The 18,384-nt window shown below is 73.3% G+C and carries 17 protein-coding genes; 3 read left to right on the top strand and 14 right to left on the bottom strand.

Going from position 1 to position 18,384, the window contains the following annotated elements; translation table 11 throughout:
- Positions 1-96: 96 nt before the first annotated feature.
- The 5 genes from ACSYGO_RS25285 to ACSYGO_RS25265 form a co-directional block, all read right to left on the bottom strand.
- The gene (locus ACSYGO_RS25285) at positions 97-993 is read right to left on the bottom strand and encodes an alpha/beta hydrolase (RefSeq protein WP_460387725.1); all 897 of its coding nucleotides are present in this window, start codon (positions 991-993) and stop codon (positions 97-99) included.
- A 512-nt stretch (positions 994-1,505) separates the two neighbouring features.
- Positions 1,506-2,441 carry an alpha/beta hydrolase gene (locus ACSYGO_RS25280; RefSeq protein WP_426681812.1) on the bottom strand — a complete coding sequence of 312 codons (936 nt, stop codon included), beginning with the start codon at positions 2,439-2,441 and terminating at the stop codon, positions 1,506-1,508.
- Between the two features lie 627 nt (positions 2,442-3,068).
- Positions 3,069-4,283, bottom strand: a complete 1,215-nt coding sequence (gene kynU / locus ACSYGO_RS25275; RefSeq protein WP_426681811.1) for a kynureninase — start codon at positions 4,281-4,283, stop codon at positions 3,069-3,071.
- A complete protein-coding gene (locus ACSYGO_RS25270) occupies positions 4,276-5,121 on the bottom strand; it encodes a tryptophan 2,3-dioxygenase family protein (RefSeq protein WP_460387722.1) in 846 nt (281 codons plus the stop codon). The genes kynU and ACSYGO_RS25270 overlap by 8 nt, the downstream gene beginning before the upstream one ends.
- Positions 5,122-5,289: 168 nt before the next feature.
- Positions 5,290-5,703, bottom strand: a complete 414-nt coding sequence (locus ACSYGO_RS25265; protein ID WP_095935612.1) for a DUF3151 domain-containing protein — start codon at positions 5,701-5,703, stop codon at positions 5,290-5,292.
- Positions 5,704-5,855: 152 nt separating this feature from the next.
- On the opposite strand from ACSYGO_RS25265, the gene ACSYGO_RS25260 reads away from it, so the two are divergent.
- A complete protein-coding gene (locus ACSYGO_RS25260; protein ID WP_460387720.1) occupies positions 5,856-6,407 on the top strand; it encodes a hypothetical protein in 552 nt (183 codons plus the stop codon).
- On the opposite strand, the gene ACSYGO_RS25255 is transcribed toward ACSYGO_RS25260, so the two are convergent.
- From ACSYGO_RS25255 to ACSYGO_RS25220, 8 genes are all read right to left on the bottom strand, one after another.
- Positions 6,376-7,929 (bottom strand): MFS transporter, encoded by a 1,554-nt coding sequence (locus ACSYGO_RS25255; RefSeq protein WP_426681809.1) that lies wholly within the window; start codon positions 7,927-7,929, stop codon positions 6,376-6,378. The genes ACSYGO_RS25260 and ACSYGO_RS25255 overlap by 32 nt on opposite strands.
- A gap of 119 nt (positions 7,930-8,048) precedes the next feature.
- Positions 8,049-9,071 carry a class II fructose-bisphosphate aldolase gene (gene fbaA / locus ACSYGO_RS25250; protein ID WP_095935609.1) on the bottom strand — a complete coding sequence of 341 codons (1,023 nt, stop codon included), beginning with the start codon at positions 9,069-9,071 and terminating at the stop codon, positions 8,049-8,051.
- Positions 9,072-9,302: 231 nt separating this feature from the next.
- A complete protein-coding gene (gene pyrE, locus ACSYGO_RS25245; RefSeq protein ID WP_179332516.1) occupies positions 9,303-9,854 on the bottom strand; it encodes an orotate phosphoribosyltransferase in 552 nt (183 codons plus the stop codon).
- A 31-nt stretch (positions 9,855-9,885) separates the two neighbouring features.
- Positions 9,886-10,677 (bottom strand): aldose epimerase family protein, encoded by a 792-nt coding sequence (locus ACSYGO_RS25240; RefSeq protein ID WP_426681808.1) that lies wholly within the window; start codon positions 10,675-10,677, stop codon positions 9,886-9,888.
- A 35-nt stretch (positions 10,678-10,712) separates the two neighbouring features.
- Entirely contained in the window at positions 10,713-11,735 is a 1,023-nt protein-coding gene (locus ACSYGO_RS25235; protein WP_460387717.1) for an SRPBCC family protein, read from the bottom strand.
- A 67-nt stretch (positions 11,736-11,802) separates the two neighbouring features.
- Positions 11,803-13,452, bottom strand: a complete 1,650-nt coding sequence (locus tag ACSYGO_RS25230; RefSeq protein WP_426681806.1) for a polyamine aminopropyltransferase — start codon at positions 13,450-13,452, stop codon at positions 11,803-11,805.
- 107 nt (positions 13,453-13,559) lie between these two features.
- Entirely contained in the window at positions 13,560-14,078 is a 519-nt protein-coding gene (locus ACSYGO_RS25225; protein ID WP_095935604.1) for a DUF2617 family protein, read from the bottom strand.
- Between the two features lie 592 nt (positions 14,079-14,670).
- A complete protein-coding gene (locus ACSYGO_RS25220; protein WP_028799224.1) occupies positions 14,671-14,988 on the bottom strand; it encodes a hypothetical protein in 318 nt (105 codons plus the stop codon).
- A gap of 186 nt (positions 14,989-15,174) precedes the next feature.
- Here ACSYGO_RS25220 and ACSYGO_RS25215 point away from each other — a divergent pair, with 186 nt between their 5' ends.
- Together ACSYGO_RS25215 and ACSYGO_RS25210 are read left to right on the top strand one after the other, a co-directional pair.
- Positions 15,175-16,362 carry a pyridoxal phosphate-dependent aminotransferase gene (locus ACSYGO_RS25215; protein WP_426681805.1) on the top strand — a complete coding sequence of 396 codons (1,188 nt, stop codon included), beginning with the start codon at positions 15,175-15,177 and terminating at the stop codon, positions 16,360-16,362.
- A 183-nt stretch (positions 16,363-16,545) separates the two neighbouring features.
- Positions 16,546-17,745 carry a hypothetical protein gene (locus ACSYGO_RS25210; RefSeq protein ID WP_426681804.1) on the top strand — a complete coding sequence of 400 codons (1,200 nt, stop codon included), beginning with the start codon at positions 16,546-16,548 and terminating at the stop codon, positions 17,743-17,745.
- A 106-nt stretch (positions 17,746-17,851) separates the two neighbouring features.
- Here ACSYGO_RS25210 and ACSYGO_RS25205 read toward each other — a convergent pair whose 3' ends face one another.
- Entirely contained in the window at positions 17,852-18,382 is a 531-nt protein-coding gene (locus ACSYGO_RS25205; protein ID WP_028799227.1) for a YbjN domain-containing protein, read from the bottom strand.
- Positions 18,383-18,384: the final 2 nt, after the last annotated feature.

Raw genomic sequence — 18,384 nt, 5'->3', positions numbered from 1 at the left:
TTCTCCGAAGCTCCTCGGGGTTCCTGCACTGTGCCGCGGTCGCCGGGGTCGTGCGGTCGTGTGCCCTTCCGGCCGTGGGGCTCACGCAGGGTCGACTCACGCACGGGTCACCTCCGAGGTGTCACCGAGGACGATGCGGGCGAGGTTGTCCAGGGACACCGAGCCCGGCTTGAAGTAGTCGCTGTGCCCGCCGCGGCCCGCGGCGAAGACATGGGCACCGAAGGCCGGGTTCATCGGGTCCCTGCCGAAGCCGACGGTCGTGCCGAAGAAATGGGCCCGCGCGTGCGGGACGTGCGCGACCCAGTCGTCCGCGCCCCGGGCCGCCCATACACGTGCCGACGTGCGCAGCCGGGCCGCCGAGTCGACGCCGGTGCCCGGGCTGCCGAGGAGGACCAGCTCGTCCATGTCCAGGCCCCTGGCCGCGCGGCCGCAGACCACCGTGCCGTACGAGTGGCACAGCAGGGACACGCGCGCCGACTCACCGACGATGCCCCGCAGTTCGCGGACGAAGCCGCGCAGGCGAGGTGCCGCCTCCGCGGCCCGGGTCGTCGTCAGCACCGTCGTGCTCACCGTGCCCGGGGTCTCGTAGCCCAGCCAGGCCACGACGGCCGTGCGCGGGCCGAGGTCGCGGTGCAGAGTGCGCGCTCCGGCGCGGAAGCGGTCGTACGTCTCCAGGGTGGTGTCGGAGCCCGGGACCAGGACCGCCACCCGGTCGGCGTGGGCCAGGTCGCCGAAGACCTCGACCGCCTGCCCGGGCCCTCGTCCGTCGAACGAGAGCAGGTGGCGCGAGCGTGCGGCCATGGCACGGTCCGCGGCGGCGCGGCTGCGATCGCCGTGACCCGCGGCCATGCGCGCCGCCTCCGCGGCGTTGGCGCGGTTCGCCTCGTACGCCCTGTCCAGCGTCGCCGGCGTCAGAGGTGCTACGTCCGCGGGCTCTGGGGCGGGGATCCGCGGGCGGGAGGCGGCGGACACGGGGACGACGACGGCGCCCATCACCAGTGTCGCGAGGAGGGCGCGGCGCAGGCGTCGTCGGAATCGGAGTCGGCGTCGGAATCGGCGTCGGTGCGTGAGGGGTGGCTTCGCAGCCGACGGGAGGGTGAGGGGTGGCTTCGCGTCCGGCGGGCCGATGATCAGCGGCTTCGCGTCCGGCTGGACGTGAGAGGGCCGCTTCGCGTCCGAGGGAACGGCAAGCGGGCAGCGTGGATCTCCCCGCCGGGCAGGCTGAGCACGCGCGTCCGGTGATCGTCCCGTCCTGCTCCGCCTCGCCCGGAATCCCATGGTGTCCTTCCCTTCGGGGTGCCCGTGCATCGGGCGTCCTCGAAGGGGAAGTTACGGATCGTGACGTGTCGTCGGCGTCCCGCTGGGGAGCTCATCTGGGAGGTAGCTCTCAGGTATTACGGGTATGACCGGGGCGACTGCAGGCGCAAGTGACGCTGCGTCACGTGTAAGAAAACTGCCGCCAGTTGCGCTGCGTGGGCCGCCGGGGCGGCCCGTCCGCGGCCGGGTCACCAGGCCAGTTGGGCGATCTCCTCCGCCACCACCGCGCACGCGTCCGCGGCCGGGTCGATCAGGGGGAAGTGGCCGACGTCCTCCAGGAGCGTCAGGCCCACCACCTCGCCCGCCCTGGCCGCCGCGTCGGCGTACGACTCGGCGACCGCCTGCGGCACGACGATGTCGGTACGCCCCTGGACGAGGGTGGTGGCGATGCCGGTGGGCATCAGCAGAACCGGGTCGGCATACGGCAGCCGTTCCGCGAACTTGGCTTCTCCGCCGAGGAGTTGGCGGGAGGCTCCGCCGCAGACGTCGAGTTTCTCCGCGACCTGGAAGTCCGCGATCGGCGCGAGTGCGACGACACCGCGCAGCGGGGCCGGCCCGTCGGTGCGCCAGGGCGCGTCGGCCGGCAGGACGTGACGGGCGGCGGCCCACAGCGCCAGGTGGCCGCCCGCCGAGTGGCCCGTGACCACCGTGCGCCGGAGGTCGGCCTGCGGGAGCGCCTCGCGGGCCAGTGCGGGCAGGGCGTCGAGTGCGGCCGCCACGTCGTCGAAGGTGTCCGGCCAGCGGCCCGCGACCGGGCCTTGTGCCGGGCCCGGTCCGCCGGGGCCCGCGTCCGCCGGACCACCCTGCGCGGGGATCGCGGCGCCCCGCCGGTACTCGACGTTCGCCACGGCGAAGCCGCGGCGGGCCAGGAAGTCCGCGAACGGGGTGATGTGGCGGCGGTCGTACGGGGCTCGCCAGGCGCCGCCGTGCAGGACGACCACGAGGGGGGCGGGGACCGACGGGTCGGGCTCGCGCGGGGTGTAGAAGTCGATCACCTGGTCGGGGTGGTCGCCGTACGTGACGGTGATGTCGGGGTCCACGGGCGGGTGCGAGAAGGCTGACGCCTCTTCCGCCGCGTCGCGCTGGGCGGCTGACTCGCGCTCTGCGCCGGCGTCGTCCTGCATGCTCCAACCTCTCAAGGGTGAAACGGTTTTGACGGACCAGGGGAGTATTCGGCCGTTGGCGGGGACGGTATCAGGCCGGTGACGTGCGTCGACACGGGGTTGTCACGCTCGGTGAGGGGTGTGCGGGGGTGCCGGGGTGTCCGGGGGCCTGTGTGGGTCGCCGGGGCGCCCTCCGTCGGGGCAGGGCGGGGTCGCCTGGGGCGCCCTTCGCTAGGTGGGTCCTCGTCCCGGGGCCGCCCTTCACGAGGTGGGCCTTCGTTGGGGCGGGGTCGCCGGGGGCGTCCTTCGCGACGTGGGCCTTCGTCGAGGCGGGCGGGGGCGCCGGGCGGGGGCCGGAGCGGGGTTTTCGCCCCCTCCGCCCCTACCCGACCCGTACACCTGGGGCTTCGCCCCGCCCAGACCCCCGGTCGGCCTGAACGGCCTCGTCCTCAAGCGCCGGACGGGCTGAAACCTGCCGTCCCGGCCTCAAGGCGACGAGCCCGACGAGCCCGACGCCCCGAGCCGGGAAAACAGCCTGAACGGCCTCGTCCTCGAACGCCGGACGGGCTGAAGTCTGCCTCCCCGGCCTTCAAGGCGACGAGCCCGGCGCCCAGGCGACGGGCTGAAACGTGCTCCGACCCGGACGGGCTACGCCCCCAGCGTCCGCCCCAGTACCCGTGCCGCCCTCTCCACGTCGGCGAAGCCCACGTACAGGGGGGTGAAGCCGAAGCGGAGGACGTCGGGGTGGCGGAAGTCGCCGATCACGCCCTGCTCGATGAGGGACTTCATCACGGTGCCCGCGTCGGCGCAGCGCAGGGCGACCTGGCTGCCGCGGTCGGCGTGGGCGGGCGGGGTGAGCGACTCGACCCGGCCCTCGGGGACGTACTCCGCGACGCAGTCGAGGAAGAAGTCCGTGAGGGCCAGCGACTTGGCGCGGACGGAGTCGACGGAGACGCCGTCCCACACGTCGAGCGCGGCCTCCAGGGCGAGCATCGACAGGATGTCGGGGGTGCCGACCCGGCCCCGCAGCGCGCCCGGAGCGGGGGCGTACGCCGGGCTCATGCCGAAGGGTTCGGCGTGGGAGTTCCAGCCGGGCAGCGGCGAGTCGAAACGGTCCTGGTGGGCGGCGGCGACGTACAGGTAGGCCGGTGAACCGGGCCCGCCGTTGAGGTACTTGTACGTGCAGCCGACGGCCAGGTCCACCCCGTGGGCGTCCAGGCCGACGGGCAGGGCGCCCGCGCTGTGGCACAGGTCCCAGACCGCGAGCGCCCCCGCGTCGTGGATCGCGGCGGTGAGGGAGGGCAGGTCGTGCAGCCGGCCGGTTCGGTAGTCGACGTGGTTGAGGAGGACGGCCGCCGTGCGCGGGCCCAGCGCGCCGGGCACCTCGGCGGGTTCCACGGGGCGCAGCTCGCAGCCCGTCAGGCGGGCGGCGGACTCGGCGATGTAGCCGTCCGTGGGGAAGGTGGTCGCGTCGACGACGATCTCGTCACGGCCGTCGCCCGCCAGCCGGACGGCTCCGACCAGGGCCTTGAAGACGTTGACGCTCGTGGAGTCCCCGACCACGATCTGGCCCGGGGCCGCCCCGACGAGCGGCGCGATGCGGTCGCCGATGCGTTCCGGCGCCGTCCACCAGCCGCTCTCCTCCCAGGAGCGGATGCGGAGTTCGCCCCACTGACGGCGGACGACGTCGTCGACGCGGGCGGGGACGTCGGCCGGCAGCGCGCCGAGCGAGTTCCCGTCGAGGTAGACCGCGTCGTCGAGCACGAACCTCTTGCGCAGTCCGGCGAGTTCGTCGGCCGCGTCCAGCTGTGCGGCTCGTGCGCTCGGCTCGGACTGCACGGCGTCGCCGCGCGGCTCAGACATGGGACCTCGCCGTCCACAGCTCGGGGAACACGTTCTTCTGGGCGCGCTTCTCCAGCCAGGCCACGCCGGCGGAGCCGCCCGTGCCGGCCTTCGCGCCCATCGCGCGGCGGGTGGCGACGAGATGGTCGTTGCGCCAGCGCCAGACCAGTTCGGCGACGTCGGTCAGCGCCTCGCCGAGGCGGGCGAGTTCGTCGTCCTCGGGGCCCGCGTACAGGGCCGTCCACACGGCCTCGACGTCGCGCGACGGCTCGTAGCGGAGGGAGACGTCACGCTGCAGCACGGATGCCGGGACGGCGTGCCCGCGCCGGGCGAGCAGCCGCAGGACCTCGTCGTACAGGCTCGGCTCGTGCAGGGCCTTCTCCAGCTCGGCGTGGACGCGCGGCGCACCCCGGTGCGGGACCAGCATGGACGCGGACTTCTCGCCGAGCAGGAACTCCATCCGGCGGTACATCGCGGACTGGAAGCCGGACCCCTCGCCGAGGGCGGAGCGGTAGGCGTTGAACTGGGCGGGGGTGAGCTGGGAGAGCGGGCGCCAGGACGCGTTCAGCGCCTCCAGCTCCCGTACGGACCGCTTCAGCGCGGCGACGGCGACCTGCACCCGGTCCTCGCGCAGCGCGTTCGCCGCGGTCTCCCACTCGTGGACGATGACGGTGAACCACAGCTCCATGACCTGGGTCGTCACCAGGAAGACCATCTCTCCAGGGTCGTCGGAGAGGGTGTGCTGGAGGTGGGTCAGGACGTCCGCCTGGACGTAGTCCTCGTACGGAGTCGTTCCCTGGAAGTCGAGATGCGGGGTCTCGGGCTCCGTGGCCTCGACGGGCTGAGCCTGATGGGACATCGCTGTCTCCTGCAATGTGCTCCGGGTAGCGGTCCGCCCCTGCCGTTACCGACACGGGGGCCCCGGTCCCCACCGGGCATCCTCCACAATCGTGCCCCGAAACCGCAAGGTCCGCCTGGTCACACCAGGCGGACCTGCACCCGCCCGGCCGCGGGCCGGGTTCCGGGGCTAGCCCAGGGTCTGGGCCGCCGTCGGCGAGGAGTCCTTCAGGAACTGGCTGCAGCGCTCGTACTCCTCCTGCTCGCCGATCGCCTGGGCGGCGCGGGCGAGGCCGTGCAGGGCGCGCAGGAAGCCGCGGTTCGGCTCGTGCTCCCAGGGCACCGGGCCGTGGCCCTTCCAGCCGTTGCGGCGCAGGGCGTCCAGGCCGCGGTGGTAGCCGGTGCGGGCGTAGGCGTACGACTCGACGACGCTGCCCCGCTCGTACGCCTCGTCGGCGAGCTGCGCCCAGGCGAGGGAGGAGGTGGGGTACTTGGCGGCGACGTCGGCGGGGGGCGTGCCGTTCGCCAGGAGCTCGCGCGGCTCCGGGTCGTCGGGGAGGTGGGTCGGGGGCGGTCCCCCGAGGAGGTTCTCGTGAATCGTCATGGGTTCAGTCTGCTGCATTGTCCGTGATCGGTAACGGTTGCCCGCTGCCCTTATGGAACGTCGGATTCCGCGGGCACACTGCGATCACGCACGAACTGATCGTGCGCACGACAAAGCGTGCACGGGGACGTGTGACGACGACGGGGGACCACATGCGTACGACGACCGCTGCCCGGCTGCGCAGGACCGGCGCCCTGGGCGCTCTCGCCGCCGCGGCCCTGCTGGCCACCACCGCCTGCCAGCCGGACGACGAAGCACAGGGAGCGGCGTCCCCGTCGTCCACCGCCTCGGCCGGCTCCGGGGCCTCCCCCTCCGCCGCCGCGTCCGACGCCCCCTCCCCGACCGCCACCGCGAAGGACCCCGCCTGCAAGGGCTGGAAGGGCATCGACCTCATGCTGCTGCCCGGCGTACGGACCGAGGGCGACCGTGCCTACCTGAAGGTCCAGGAAGGCACCTGGTCCTGCCCGAGCACCGACATGCCCGTCTGGCACGCGATCGGCCCGAAGCACGAGATACGGCTCTCCGGGACGGCGAAGATCTCGGTGAACCACCCGTTCTACGACACCGAGGTGAACAAGCCGATCGACGTCCGTGTCTTCCTCGACAAGGCCGACGGCGCGGCGACCGCGAGCCGGATGTACTTCGCCTACACGATCGACAAGGCCGGCACGGTCACGAAGCTGGACCAGCGCCGGAGGTCCTAGGCGTCCCCGGGGCGGGAGGGGCCGCTGTCACCCGCCGGGGCTCCAGCGGCGGCGCCGTGACACAGCCGTGCGTGAGGCACTCGGGCCGCCGGCAGCCGGGCACCGGACGCCGCACGGTCGCGAAGGCGAGCACCGCCCCGACCACCAGGACGGCCGCGCACAACGGCATCGCACGCCGGAACGCGGCGTCGAAGGCGTCCGCCTCGCGGTAGGCCTCCGGGCCCATCCCGGCGAGCAGCGGCAGCGCGGCCACGGCGATCAGCCCCGCCGCGCGGGCCGCCGCGTTGTTGATCCCGCTGGCCAGGCCCGCGCGCCCGGTCTCGACGGAGGCGAGGACGGTGGCGGTCAGCGGCGCCACCAGGGTGACCATGCCCGCCCCCATCACGAGCAGCGCGGGCAGCACGTCCGCCGCGTACGACGCGTCGGGGCCCACCCGCAGCATCAGCAGCATTCCCGCCGCGCACAGCAGCGGCCCCACCGTGAGCGGGATGCGCGGCCCGATGTGCTGGGCCAGTTCACCCGAACGGGCGGAGAACAGCAGCATCAGGACCGTCGTCGGCAGCAGCGCCGTACCGGCCTGGAGCGGCGAGTACCCCGCCACCACCTGGAGCTGGAGCGCGGTGAGGAAGAAGAAGCCGCCGAAGGCCGCGTACACGCACAGGGTCACCAGGTTGACCGCCGTGAACTGGCGCGACGCGAAGATGTCGGGCGGCATCATCGGGTCGGGCCGCCGCCGTTCGACGAACACGAAGGCCACGCCCGCCGCCACGCCCGCGACCGCCGTCACGGTGACCACCACGGACCCGCTGCGGGCCTCGATCAAGGCGTACGTCACCAGTGCCAGCGAGAGGGCGCCGAGAGCGGCGCCGAGCACGTCGAAGCCGTGATGGGCGCGCTCGTCGGACGACTCCGGGACGTGCCGCAGCGCGATCGGGGCGCACAGCAGCGCCACCGGGACGTTCAGCAGGAAGACCCAGCGCCAGCCGGGACCGTCCACCAGCCAGCCGCCCAGGAACGGGCCCACGGCGGCACCGACACCGCCGAAGCCCGACCACAGCCCGACGGCGCGGGCCCGGTCGTCGGGATGGAAGGACGCCTGGATGAGCGCCAGGGAACCAGGGGTCAGCAGCGCTCCGCCGACCCCCTGCAGGGCGCGTGCGGCGACCAGCACGGTGTCGGTCGGGGCGATCCCGCACAGCAGGGACGCGGCCGCGAACCACACCACGCCCAGCACGAAGATCCGGCGCCGCCCGAAGCGGTCGCCGAGCGACCCGCCCAGCAGGATCAGACCCGCCAGCGTCAGCATGTACGCGTTCACGGTCCACTGGAGGGTCGTGAGCCCGGCGTCCAGGTCGCGGCCGATGCGCGGCAGCGCCACGTTCACGACCGTCGAGTCCAGCAACGCCATGCTGGAGCCGAGGACGGTGGTGAGCAGGATCCACTTGCCCGTGGTCGAGGAGATCCGTACGTCCGGTCCCGCTCCCGGCGTCTCCTGTGCACTCTTCTGCGAAGGCGCAGCCATACCTCGGAGGATACGGAAGGGCCCGGCACCGTGGGAGGTGCCGGGCCCGGCCGTGCGGTACTGCCGCGAAAGGACCCGGGCGGCCGTGGTCCGGCCGCCGCGGGGCTCCCGCTCGCCCGCTACTTCAGCTTGGTGCCCGCGGAGCGCAGCGCCACACAGGCCTCGCCGACGCGCTTGGCCATGCCGGCCTCGGCGAGCTTGCCCCAGGTGCGCGGGTCGTAGGTCTTCTTGGAGCCGACCTCGCCGTCGACCTTCAGGACGCCGTCGTAGTTCTTGAACATGTGGTCCGCGACGGGACGCGTGAAGGCGTACTGGGTGTCGGTGTCGAGGTTCATCTTCACGACGCCGTTCTCCAGCGCGGTGGCGATCTCCTCGGCCGTGGAGCCGGAGCCGCCGTGGAAGACGAAGTCGAACGGGTCCGCCTTGCCGTGCTTGGCGGCGACGCCCTCCTGGAGGTCCTTGAGGAGCTCGGGACGCAGCACGACGTTGCCGGGCTTGTACACGCCGTGCACGTTGCCGAAGGACGCGGCGAGCAGGTAGCGGCCCTTCTCGCCCAGGCCGAGGGCCTCGGCGGTGCGCAGGGCGTCCTCGACGGTGGTGTACAGCTCGTCGTTGATCTCGTGGCTGACGCCGTCCTCCTCGCCGCCGGTCGGGGTGATCTCGACCTCGAGGATGATCTTCGCGGCGGCGGCCTTCGCGAGCAGCTCCTGGGCGATGGCCAGGTTGTCGGCGAGGGTCTCGGCGGAGCCGTCCCACATGTGCGACTGGAACAGCGGGTTCGCGCCCTTGGCGACACGCTCGGCGGAGATGTCGAGCAGCGGACGGACGTAGCCGTCCAGCTTGTCCTTGGGGCAGTGGTCCGTGTGCAGCGCGACGGTGATGTCGTACTTGGCGGCGACGATGTGCGCGTACTCGGCGAGGGCGACCGCGCCGGTCACCATGTCCTTGTTGTACTGGCCGCCCAGGAACTCCGCACCACCGGTGGAGATCTGGATGATGCCGTCGCTCTCGGCCTCCGCGAAGCCGCGCAGCGCAGCGTGCAGGGTCTGGGACGAGGTCACGTTGATGGCCGGGTAGGCGAACTTGCCTGCCTTCGCCCGGTCGAGCATCTCGTTGTAGACCTCGGGGGTTGCGATGGGCATCTGTCCGCTCCTTGTATGTGCGGGTCTGCGTACGGCTGGTGCGGTACGTAGGGACTGGTGCTTACGGCCCTGACCTAGGGGGGCGACGTCATCGTCGTCCCCATCTTTCCAGACTTGGCCGGATGCTTGAGACACCCTGTCCGGGATACGGGACCGAGCCTCGGGACCCCGCCGCCGGCGGGGTCCGCCCGGCCGTCGCGCGGGACCGCGAGCGTATGCCGGTGCCGGGCCTCAGTCGAGGCCCAGCTCGTCCTTCGAGTAGGCGAAGAGGTACGGCACCCCGGCGCCGGCCTCGATCTTCTCGGCCGCGCCGGTCGCCCGGTCGACGATCGTGGCGACGCCGACGACCTCCGCGCCGGCCTCACGGACCGCCTCGACCGCGGTCAGCGGGGAACCGCCGGTGGTCGACGTGTCCTCGACGACGAGCACGCGCCGTCCCTTGATCTCGGGACCCTCGACCCGGCGCTGCAGCCCGTGCGCCTTGGCGGCCTTGCGCACGACGAAGGCGTCGAGCCTGCGCCCGCGCGCGGCGGCGGCGTGCAGCATGGCCGCGGCCACCGGGTCGGCCCCCATGGTCAGCCCGCCCACGGCGTCGAAGTCGAGGTCGGCGGTGAGGTCGAGGAGCACCTGCCCGACCAGCGGGGCGGCCTCGCCGTCCAGCGTGATCCGGCGCAGATCCACGTAGTAGTCGGCCTCAAGACCCGAGGAGAGGGTCACCTTGCCGTGCACCACGGCCTTGTCCTTGATCTGCTGCAGCAGCTCGCCGCGTGTGCCTGGCGGCATTACTGCGTTGACGTCACTCATGTCCGCCAGCTTAGAGGCGCCGCCAGCTCCAGGTGGTGGTCGCCTCCAGGGGCTCGATGGGGGTGACCAGGCGGGGGAGGGTGTTCAGGCCGTTGGGCGGCCCGGTCTGCGGCTCCACGCAGACGGCGGCCTCCTGCTCGTCGTAGACGACGACCCACTCCTCGCGGCTGGCGACCTTCAGCTCGATCTGCCCCGGCCAGGTGAGCGTCACGTCGACACCGTCCGGCATGCCGAAGCAGTCGTCCCAGGGACCGGGCCTCGGCTCGGTCCGCCGGCCGGTGGGCAGGTGGTCGTCGCCGCGTTCCTCCTGCCAGGCGGGGGCGAAGTCGACACGGACGTCGTCGCCGCCGTCGAGGCTGCGGTTGAACCAGGGGTGCCAGCCGACCTGGGCGGGGAACGAGGAGCCGTAGGTCTCCACGGACATCGTGAGCGTGAGGGAGTCCTCGGCCAGCGTGACGGCGTGCGTGACGCGCGCGGGGTGCGGCCAGGGCTCCACGAGGTCGTAGGTGATCACGGCCTCGTCCTTGCCGACGCGGGCGGTGCGCCAGGCACCGTCGCGGGCCGTGCCGTGGATGGCGTGCGGCGGGGAGTTCAGCGGCATCTGCCGTACGGTGGCGCCGTCGAGGAAGCGGCCGTCGCGGATGCGTCCGCACCACGGGACCATCGGGAAGCACCCGAACTTCGCGCCCTGCCTCAGCAGTTCGACGCCGCCGATCCGCAGACTTCCGATCCGTCCGCCGTTGGCCGGCGCCACGGTCACCTCCGCGTCGCCCGCGGTCAGCGTGATGTCTTCGTTACTCACGGAGTTGACCCTACTGGGGTGCGGGCCCCTCGTGGTCAGCGGCGCTTGCGCAGGGCCCGGGTCAGGGCGATGGCCGAGGCCAGGGCGAGGGCTGCCGCCGGGGCGGCCCAGCGGAGGGTGGCCCGGGCGGCGGCGGCCTCCGGGGGCGGGACCGGCGCGTAGCGGCCGCGTGGGGGAGCGTGGTCCACCTCCTCGGCGCTGCGGCCGATCATCGTCCGGCGGGCGTGCGCCGCCTCGGCCATGGCGTCCTCACCGTCCAGCACGTCCTCGCCGTCCTCGCCGTCCTCCTCCAAGTCGAACTCCTCCCCCGCGAACTCCCCTTCCAGGAGGCCGTCGTCGGCCAGCGGGTCGAGGGACGGGGGCGGCACCTCGGTCTCGAAGACCGAACCGGGGGCGGGAGAGGAATCGGGTGCGGAGTCGGCGGTGGCGTCGGGCGCAGAGTCGGAGGCGGCGGCGTCGGGCGCGTGTCCGGATTCGGGTTCGGGCGTCGGCTCGGGCGCGGTTCCGGAATCGGGCTCGGGCTCGGGCCGGACGGCCTGCCCGTTCGCGGCGGCCGGCGGCACGTCCGTGACCGCCTCCGGCCCGGCGGCGGACCCGGTGGACCGCTCCGGCTCCGGTTCCGCGGCTGCCGTCGGGGCGACGCCCGCGGCCAGGCCCTCCGCGAAGCGGCTCAGCAGCCGGGTGCCGGCCGAGGACACCGCGTCCGCGGGCAGCTCCGCCACGCGGCCGTCGCCGCCGGCCGTGCCGCCGAAGGCGAGCGTCGTGCCGCCGTCGGCGGGAAGGAGGCGTGCGGTGAGGGCGAGTTTCACGGAGCCGCCGCCGCGGACCTCGCTCGCGTCGCCCTCGACGGCGTAGGAGCCGTCGTCCTGCGGGGTGACGGCGAGCCTGCCGCGATAGGTGATGGTGTGGCCGCCGACGCGGACCTTCAGACGGCCGGAGACGGGCGGCGTCCCCGCGTCCTGCTGGAGACCGGGAACCGCGCGGGCCACCCGGGCGGGGTCGGCCAGCGCCTCCCTCAGCCGCTCGGGCGGAACCGGAACGAACACCTCATGCTCCATGTCTGCCGAGCCTACCCAGCACGGCGCGGAACGCACCCGGGTATCACCGGATTCCCCCACGTGCTCCTCAGTCGGCGTACCGCGGATGCACCAGCTGCGACGGCGGCAGGTCGCGGTCGGCCCGGGTGCGCCGGACCGCGCGGGCGTCGGCCGCCAGGCCCGCCTGGGTGAGGGTGCGCGGCCGCGGGCCGTCCGACGGCAGCCGCAGGGGCACGGCCGCCCGGCCGGCCAGGACGAAGCCCCAGTCGCCCGGTGCGCCGGGCTCGCCGCCCCGCGCGCGGTCGGGACCCGCCGCGAAGCCGGAGGTGCGGCCGCTCACGCGGTAGGGGGTGGTGCGAAGGCCGGCCGCCCGCATCGTCGCGTCCACGGTCCAGAAGGCGCGGGGGCGGGCGGAGACGGGGCCCGCGTGCACGACGAGGCGGCCGTCGGGGGCCAGGACGCGGCGGGCGAGTCCGTAGAACTCCTGGGAGTACAGCTTGGTGCTCGCGGTGATGCCCGGGTCGGGGAGGTCCGAGATCACCACGTCGTACGTGGCGGGGGCCGAGCGCAGCCAGCCGAAGGCGTCGGCCGTGACGACGTGCACGCGCGGGTCGTCGTAGGCGTGCCGGTTGAGGGCGGACAGGGCGGGATCCGAGCGCGCCAACCGCACCACCTGGGAGTCGAGTTCGACGAGGTCGACGCTGCGCACCCCGGGGTGGCGCAGCACTTCGCGCGCGGCGAGGCCGTCGCCGCCGCCGAGGATGAGCACGCGCGCGTGCGGGCCGTTCATCGCGGGGTGCACGAGTGCTTCGTGGTAGCGCTTCTCGTCGCGGCCGCTGAACCGCAGGCGGCCGTCGAGGAAGAGGTGCAGGGGGCGGCCGTGGGTGCCGCCGGTGAGGACGACCTCCTGGACGCCGGTGCGGAGCGCGACGCGCACGTCCGCCCCGTACACCGCGTGCCGCGCGGCCCGTTCGAAGTCGTCGACCAGCGCGGCGGCCGAGGCGAGGAGTCCGAGGACGGTGACGTTGGCGACGAGCAGGGTCCAGCGGGCGCGGCGGGTCAGGTCCCGGCGGAACAGGCCGAGGACGAGGGCCCCGCCCGCGGCGGCGTTCACCATGCCGGTGAGCAGGGCGCCGGTGAGCTGGCCGAACAGCGGGAGCAGCAGGAAGGGGAAGGCGAGGCCGCCGACGAGGGCGCCCACGTAGTCCGCCGCGAACAGGTCCGCCACCGCTCCGCCCGGGTCCTGGCGGCGGATGCGCTGTATCAGCTCCATGAGGAGGGGGACTTCGGCGCCGATGAGCAGGCCGATGGCCAGGGAGAAGGCCACCAGCAGATAGCGGCATCCGTCGGCCCAGAGGCCGCCCCAGCCGCCGGTCCACGCGAACACCGCGTACAGGGCCATCGCGCTGCACCCGCCGACCAGCGCGAGGGCCGCCTCGACCGCGCCGAAGCCCGCCGCGGCGCGGGGGCGCAGGCGTTTCGCGGCGAGCGAGCCGATCCCCATCGCGAAGACCATGACGGAGAGCACGACGGAGGCCTGGGTGACCGAGTCGCCGATCAAGTACGAGGCGAGGGCGACGAGTTCGAGTTCGTACACGAGTCCGCACGCCGCGCAGACGAAGACCCCGGCGAGGACGAGGAACCTCCCGATGCCCGGGCTGACCGGCAGCCGCCCCTGACCCTGGGCGCCCCAGGACGGCGGGGCGCCGGGGGGAGCTGGCGCGTGCGGATCGATCACGCTGGGAACGCTACGTCACGCCGCCACTACGCCTCGTCACCCACACGTGTGGAACCGCGGCGCTTTGTGGCACCCTGTCCGCCCGGCGCCGCTCCCGGCCGGCGCGGTCACAGCGCCGCCGCCACCCGGACCCCGACCCTGGTGCGGGTCGCCACCAACTGGCCGTCCTGCGGGTACGCGTGCCAGGTGCGCCAGTGGATCTGCCCCTCGTGGCGCTGGGCGAGCATGGCGGTGAAGGCGTGCGGGCTGCCGGGGAAGACGCCCGCGAGGCCGTGGGGGTGGTCGGAGACGAGGGCCAGCAACTCCTGGGCGCGGCCGGCGAAGGAGCCGGGCGACAGCACCTCGACGCGGGCCGCGAACTCGTACTCCCAGTCGTTGATCCGCTTCGCCACGCCGAGCGGGAGGGGCGTGCTGCTGCCCGGGATGCAGGCGACGGTCTCCGAACAGCGGCCCCGCTCCTCCTCCAGGAGCACCTGGTGGGACGCGCCGAGGAGTCTCAACTGAAGCTCCACCCCTTCCAGTTCGAGGTCGAGCGTGGCCAGGGCCGGCAGCGGTTCGCGGCCGAGGGCCCAGGCGAGGTCGGCCGCGCGCGTGTCGGTGTACGAGGTGTTCAGGGTCGTGAGCATGGGTCGGCTCCGCTAGCACGCAAAGGGAGGTGGGGTTCCGGCGCATCCGGTCGGCACCGGGGGAACGGCCCGGCCAGCCCGGTCAGGAGGACGCCCGAAGGACGGACCTGAAGGGGAGAAGGACCGGTCCCACGGGCGTCCAAGGCCTGTAGGCCCAGGGCTGCGTTGGTGATTTAGAGGGAATCATGAACTGTGGCGCCACCACAGCGTTTTTACCCAACTTCGTGGGGTTTCCATCCCCCCGAGGGCTCCACAGCTCAACTGTTCAACTACGGCGTGCGCCCGGCGCGCGCCCGCGTCTGCCGGAAGCCGCCCCCCGGTACGCGACGGGGTCCGCCGGATCCGCCCCCCTCGGTGCGCCGTCGCATATGCCGTGCGCGCGTACCCCCGGCGTGCCACGGCGCACGGCCCCTGCCCTCCCGCGCGACGGCGCGTCTCCCGCGACGCGGGCGTGCCCGTCGGCGCTGCCGGCCGGTAGGCACGGACACCCACCCCTCCCCCGACGCGAACGTGCCCGTCGGCGCTGCCGTCCGACGGGCACGTCCGCGTGCTGCGGATGCGCTTCCCCCGAAGGGAGCTCAGCTGCCCCGTGTCAGCTGCCTCCTCCGCATCCGCCCCCGCCGCCGCACGAGGACCCGCCTCCGCAGGACGAGCCCCCGCCGCACGACGAGTGGCCACCGCACGAGTGACCCCCGTGGTGTCCGCCGGACGAACCGCTGCCGCAGGACGAGACACCGCCCGCCCCGCCGGCCCACCAGCTGCTGCTGCCGCTGCCCGAGGAGCCGCGGCGTGAACGGCGACCCCTCTTCGAGAGGTTGACCTGCCCCACCTTGTTCTGGCTGCGGTCGGTGGCCATGAAGGCCACGACGACCACGATGCAGACGACCGCCAGGATGATGCCGATGACCATGGCGCCACCCTCCTTTCGTTCCCCCGAAGAGGCCCCCCGTGGGCCGTGCTTCCCGGATCTGTTGTCTTGTTCGCTTCTCTTGTCGCTTCGTGTCGTTCCAGGTGCCGCTGTCGTGCGTGAGAGGGGGATGCCCCCGCGCCCGGCGGGCCAAAGCAGAGTTGAGGAACTCCAGAGCTTGGGCGCAGGATGACCGGCATGACCTCCAGCGAACGCCCCTTCCTCAACCGCCGGCTCGCCGAGTTCGGAACGACGATCTTCGCCGAGATGTCGGCGCTCGCGGTGAGTACCGGTTCGATCAATCTCGGTCAGGGCTTCCCCGACACGGACGGTCCGCAGGAGATCCGGGAGGCGGCCGTGCGGGCGCTGCGGGACGGGCGGGGCAACCAGTACCCGCCGGGGCCCGGCGTGCCCGAGCTGCGCGCCGCGGTGTCCGCGCACCAGGAGCGCCGCTACGCGCTGTCGTACGACCCCGACACGGAGGTCCTGGTGACGGCCGGGGCCACGGAGGCGATCGCCGCCGCGCTGCTCGCCCTGCTGGAGCCCGGCGACGAGGTGATCGCGTTCGAGCCGTACTACGACTCGTACGCCGCGTGCATCGCGATGGCGGGCGGGACCCGGGTGCCGGTGACGCTGCGCCCGCACGAGGGCAGCTTCCGTCTCGACCTCGACGAGCTGCGCGACGCCGTCACCGACCGGACGCGCCTGCTGCTGGTCAACACGCCGCACAACCCCACCGGGACGGTGCTCACCCGCGAGGAGCTCGCGGAGATCGCGAAGCTCGCCGTGGAGCGGGATCTGCTGGTGGTGACGGACGAGGTGTACGAGCACCTCGTCTTCGACGGCGCCGAGCACGTACCGCTGGCGTCCTTCCCGGGCATGCGCGAGCGGACGGTCACCATCGGTTCGAGCGGGAAGACGTTCTCGTTCACCGGCTGGAAGGTGGGCTGGGCGACGGCGCCGCCGGCCCTGGTCAGCGCGGTGCGGTCGGCGAAGCAGTTCCTGACCTATGTGGCGTCGGGGCCGTTCCAGTACGCGGTGGCCGAGGCGCTGGCGCTGCCGGACGCGTACTTCGAGGCGTTCCGCGCGGACATGCTGGCCAAGCGGGACGTGCTGGCGGCGGGACTCGCGGAGGCGGGCTTCGAGGTCTTCCGCCCGCAGGGCACGTACTTCATCACGACCGACATCAGGCCGCTCGGCGAGTCGGACGGCTTCGCGTTCTGCCGCGCCCTGCCGGAGCGCGCCGGTGTCGTCGCGATCCCGAACGCGGTCTTCTACGACCACCGGGAGGCGGGAGCGCCGTTCGTGCGGTTCGCGTTCTGCAAGCAGACGCAGGTGCTGGAGGAGGCGGCGAAGCGGCTCAAGGCCGCGTGGTGAGCCCGGTGCCGCCCGCCCGGCCCGCCCCGCGCGAGGCGGCGGAAGAGGGCGCCGAAGCGCGCCCGGAACCGCTCTAGCACCGTGGGCGCCGTCCGTGCGGGCGGCGCGCCGGGGCCCCACGAACGCTACCCGCACAGCCGAGCAAAGCTCGCAAATGCCCCGTAAGTTACGCACAGTTCCGGTGTGACCCACCCGAGTACCCTCGCTCGCCCGGCTCTGACGGAGCCCGGGGACCGTGCCCGACCGACCCGCGTCGCGCCCAGCCTGCCGGCCGCCGCGATGACCGCGCTGGGGCTGTTCGCCGCCGCGCGCCTCACCGGCATCCTCGCGCTCGCCGCGACAGCCTGGGCCACCGGCAGGCACCCGATCGTCCTGCTCGCACGGTCCTGGGACTCGATCTGGTACCTGGGGATCGCGGCGCACGGGTACGGCCGCACCCTCTACTTCGGTCCCACCGTCGTCCACAGCGACCTGGCGTTCTTCCCGCTGTATCCCGCGCTGGTGCGCGGCGTCACCGCCGTGACCCCGCTCAACGCGTCCACGGCGGGCCTGCTGGTGTCGTGGCTCGCCGCCGGGGCCGCCGCCTGCGGGATGTACGCGATCGGGGCCAGGCTGTACGGCCGTGCGGTCGGCACCGCCGTCGTCCTGCTCTGGGGGCTGCTCCCGCACTCGGTGGTGCTGTCGATGGCGTACACCGAGCCCGTGCTGACGGCCTTCGCCGCCTGGTCGCTGTACGCGGTGCTCGGCGGGCACTGGGTGTGGGCGGGCGTGCTGGCGGCGCTCGCGGGGCTGTCCCGGCCGAACGGCTTCGCGGTGGCCGCGGCCGTCCTCGCGGCGGCGGCGTACGAGGTCTGGCGGCTGCGCGCGCGGAAAGTTCCCCACAGGCTGTGGACAGGCGCCGCGCTCGCGCCGCTGGGCTGGGTGGGTTACGTGCTGTGGGTGGGGCGCCGCCGGGGCGATCCGCTGCGCGGCTACTTCGAGGTGCAGCGGCTGTGGGGCTCCCGCTTCGACTTCGGCGAGGGATCGCTCCGCTTCGTCAAGCACCTGCTGCTGGACGGCGACCGCTTCGTGTTCCCCGTGACGCTGGGCATCGTGGCCGCGGCCACGGTTCTCTGCGCGCTGCTGATCGCGGACCGCGCACCGCTGCCGCTGATCGTGTACAGCGGCGTCCTGCTGCTGATCGCCCTCGGCGGCTCCGGCTTCTTCGAGTCGAAACCGCGCTTCCTGCTCCCGGCCTTCCCGCTGCTGCTGCCGCTGGCGCGGGCGCTGGTACGCACGGCGAGAGCCCGGCCCTGGCACGCGACCGTGGTGGTCGGCGCCCTGGCCGGGCTCTCTTTCGCGTACGGCGCGTATCTGGTGGTGCTCGCGCACACGCCGCTGTAGGGCCGCCGGCAGGCGTGCCCCGTCGGGGCCGGGCGCGGGGAGCGTGCCCCGGGCCCGGACCGGAGGGGCCGCACGGAGCGGACGGGCCGAAGGAGGGGCCGGAGGACTACTCCTCGCCGTCCTCGGGCTTGTCCGCCTCGTTGATCTCCTGCTCCAGGCCGAGCTGCTCGACGAGCCACTTGTCGAACTCGATGGCGGCGCGCACCCAGCTGACCGTGGAGGACACGAAGTGCTCCAGGCTGACGCCGGTGCCGATCAGCATCTGCGCCTCGCCGATCAGGCGGACGGTGCCGTCGTCGTGGGTGTGGCTGTAGACCTTGGGCCACAGCGTGCGGCGGTTCCAGTCGTCGATCGACTCCAGCAGCGCCGGCTTCTCGTCGATCTGGTGCGGCCGGTCGTAGAACGTCCGCACCGAGAAGACCTGCTGGTCACCCTCGCCGCGGAACATGAAGTACGTACGGAACTGCTCCCACGGCGCCGCGAGGTCACCCTCTTCGTCGACGACATACTTCAGCTCCATCTGGTCCAGGAGCTGCTTCACGAGGTCCTGATCCGGGACCACGGGGCCCGCCGGCCCTTGGGGCTGCGGCTCGGGCTGGCCCCCGAAGTTCGGAATCGAGGACGGGTCGATGCTCACCG

It is taken from the genome of Streptomyces krungchingensis (genome assembly GCF_054729265.1).
Note: the sequence above shows the minus strand (reverse complement) of the source record. Positions and strands in the feature narration are given on the sequence as shown.

What these genes read in the sequence shown, in the direction of transcription:
- ACSYGO_RS25285 (WP_460387725.1), bottom strand. Translation starts at nt 993, where the DNA reads ATGGGCGCCGTCGTCGTCCCCGTGTCCGCCGCCTCCCGCCCGCGGATC.
- ACSYGO_RS25280 (WP_426681812.1), bottom strand. Translation starts at nt 2,441, where the DNA reads ATGCAGGACGACGCCGGCGCAGAGCGCGAGTCAGCCGCCCAGCGCGAC.
- kynU (WP_426681811.1), bottom strand. Translation starts at nt 4,283, where the DNA reads ATGTCTGAGCCGCGCGGCGACGCCGTGCAGTCCGAGCCGAGCGCACGA.
- ACSYGO_RS25270 (WP_460387722.1), bottom strand. Translation starts at nt 5,121, where the DNA reads ATGTCCCATCAGGCTCAGCCCGTCGAGGCCACGGAGCCCGAGACCCCG.
- ACSYGO_RS25265 (WP_095935612.1), bottom strand. Translation starts at nt 5,703, where the DNA reads ATGACGATTCACGAGAACCTCCTCGGGGGACCGCCCCCGACCCACCTC.
- ACSYGO_RS25260 (WP_460387720.1), top strand. Translation starts at nt 5,856, where the DNA reads ATGCGTACGACGACCGCTGCCCGGCTGCGCAGGACCGGCGCCCTGGGC.
- ACSYGO_RS25255 (WP_426681809.1), bottom strand. Translation starts at nt 7,929, where the DNA reads ATGGCTGCGCCTTCGCAGAAGAGTGCACAGGAGACGCCGGGAGCGGGA.
- fbaA (WP_095935609.1), bottom strand. Translation starts at nt 9,071, where the DNA reads ATGCCCATCGCAACCCCCGAGGTCTACAACGAGATGCTCGACCGGGCG.
- pyrE (WP_179332516.1), bottom strand. Translation starts at nt 9,854, where the DNA reads ATGCCGCCAGGCACACGCGGCGAGCTGCTGCAGCAGATCAAGGACAAG.
- ACSYGO_RS25235 (WP_460387717.1), bottom strand. Translation starts at nt 11,735, where the DNA reads ATGGAGCATGAGGTGTTCGTTCCGGTTCCGCCCGAGCGGCTGAGGGAG.
- ACSYGO_RS25225 (WP_095935604.1), bottom strand. Translation starts at nt 14,078, where the DNA reads ATGCTCACGACCCTGAACACCTCGTACACCGACACGCGCGCGGCCGAC.
- ACSYGO_RS25220 (WP_028799224.1), bottom strand. Translation starts at nt 14,988, where the DNA reads ATGGTCATCGGCATCATCCTGGCGGTCGTCTGCATCGTGGTCGTCGTG.
- ACSYGO_RS25215 (WP_426681805.1), top strand. Translation starts at nt 15,175, where the DNA reads ATGACCGGCATGACCTCCAGCGAACGCCCCTTCCTCAACCGCCGGCTC.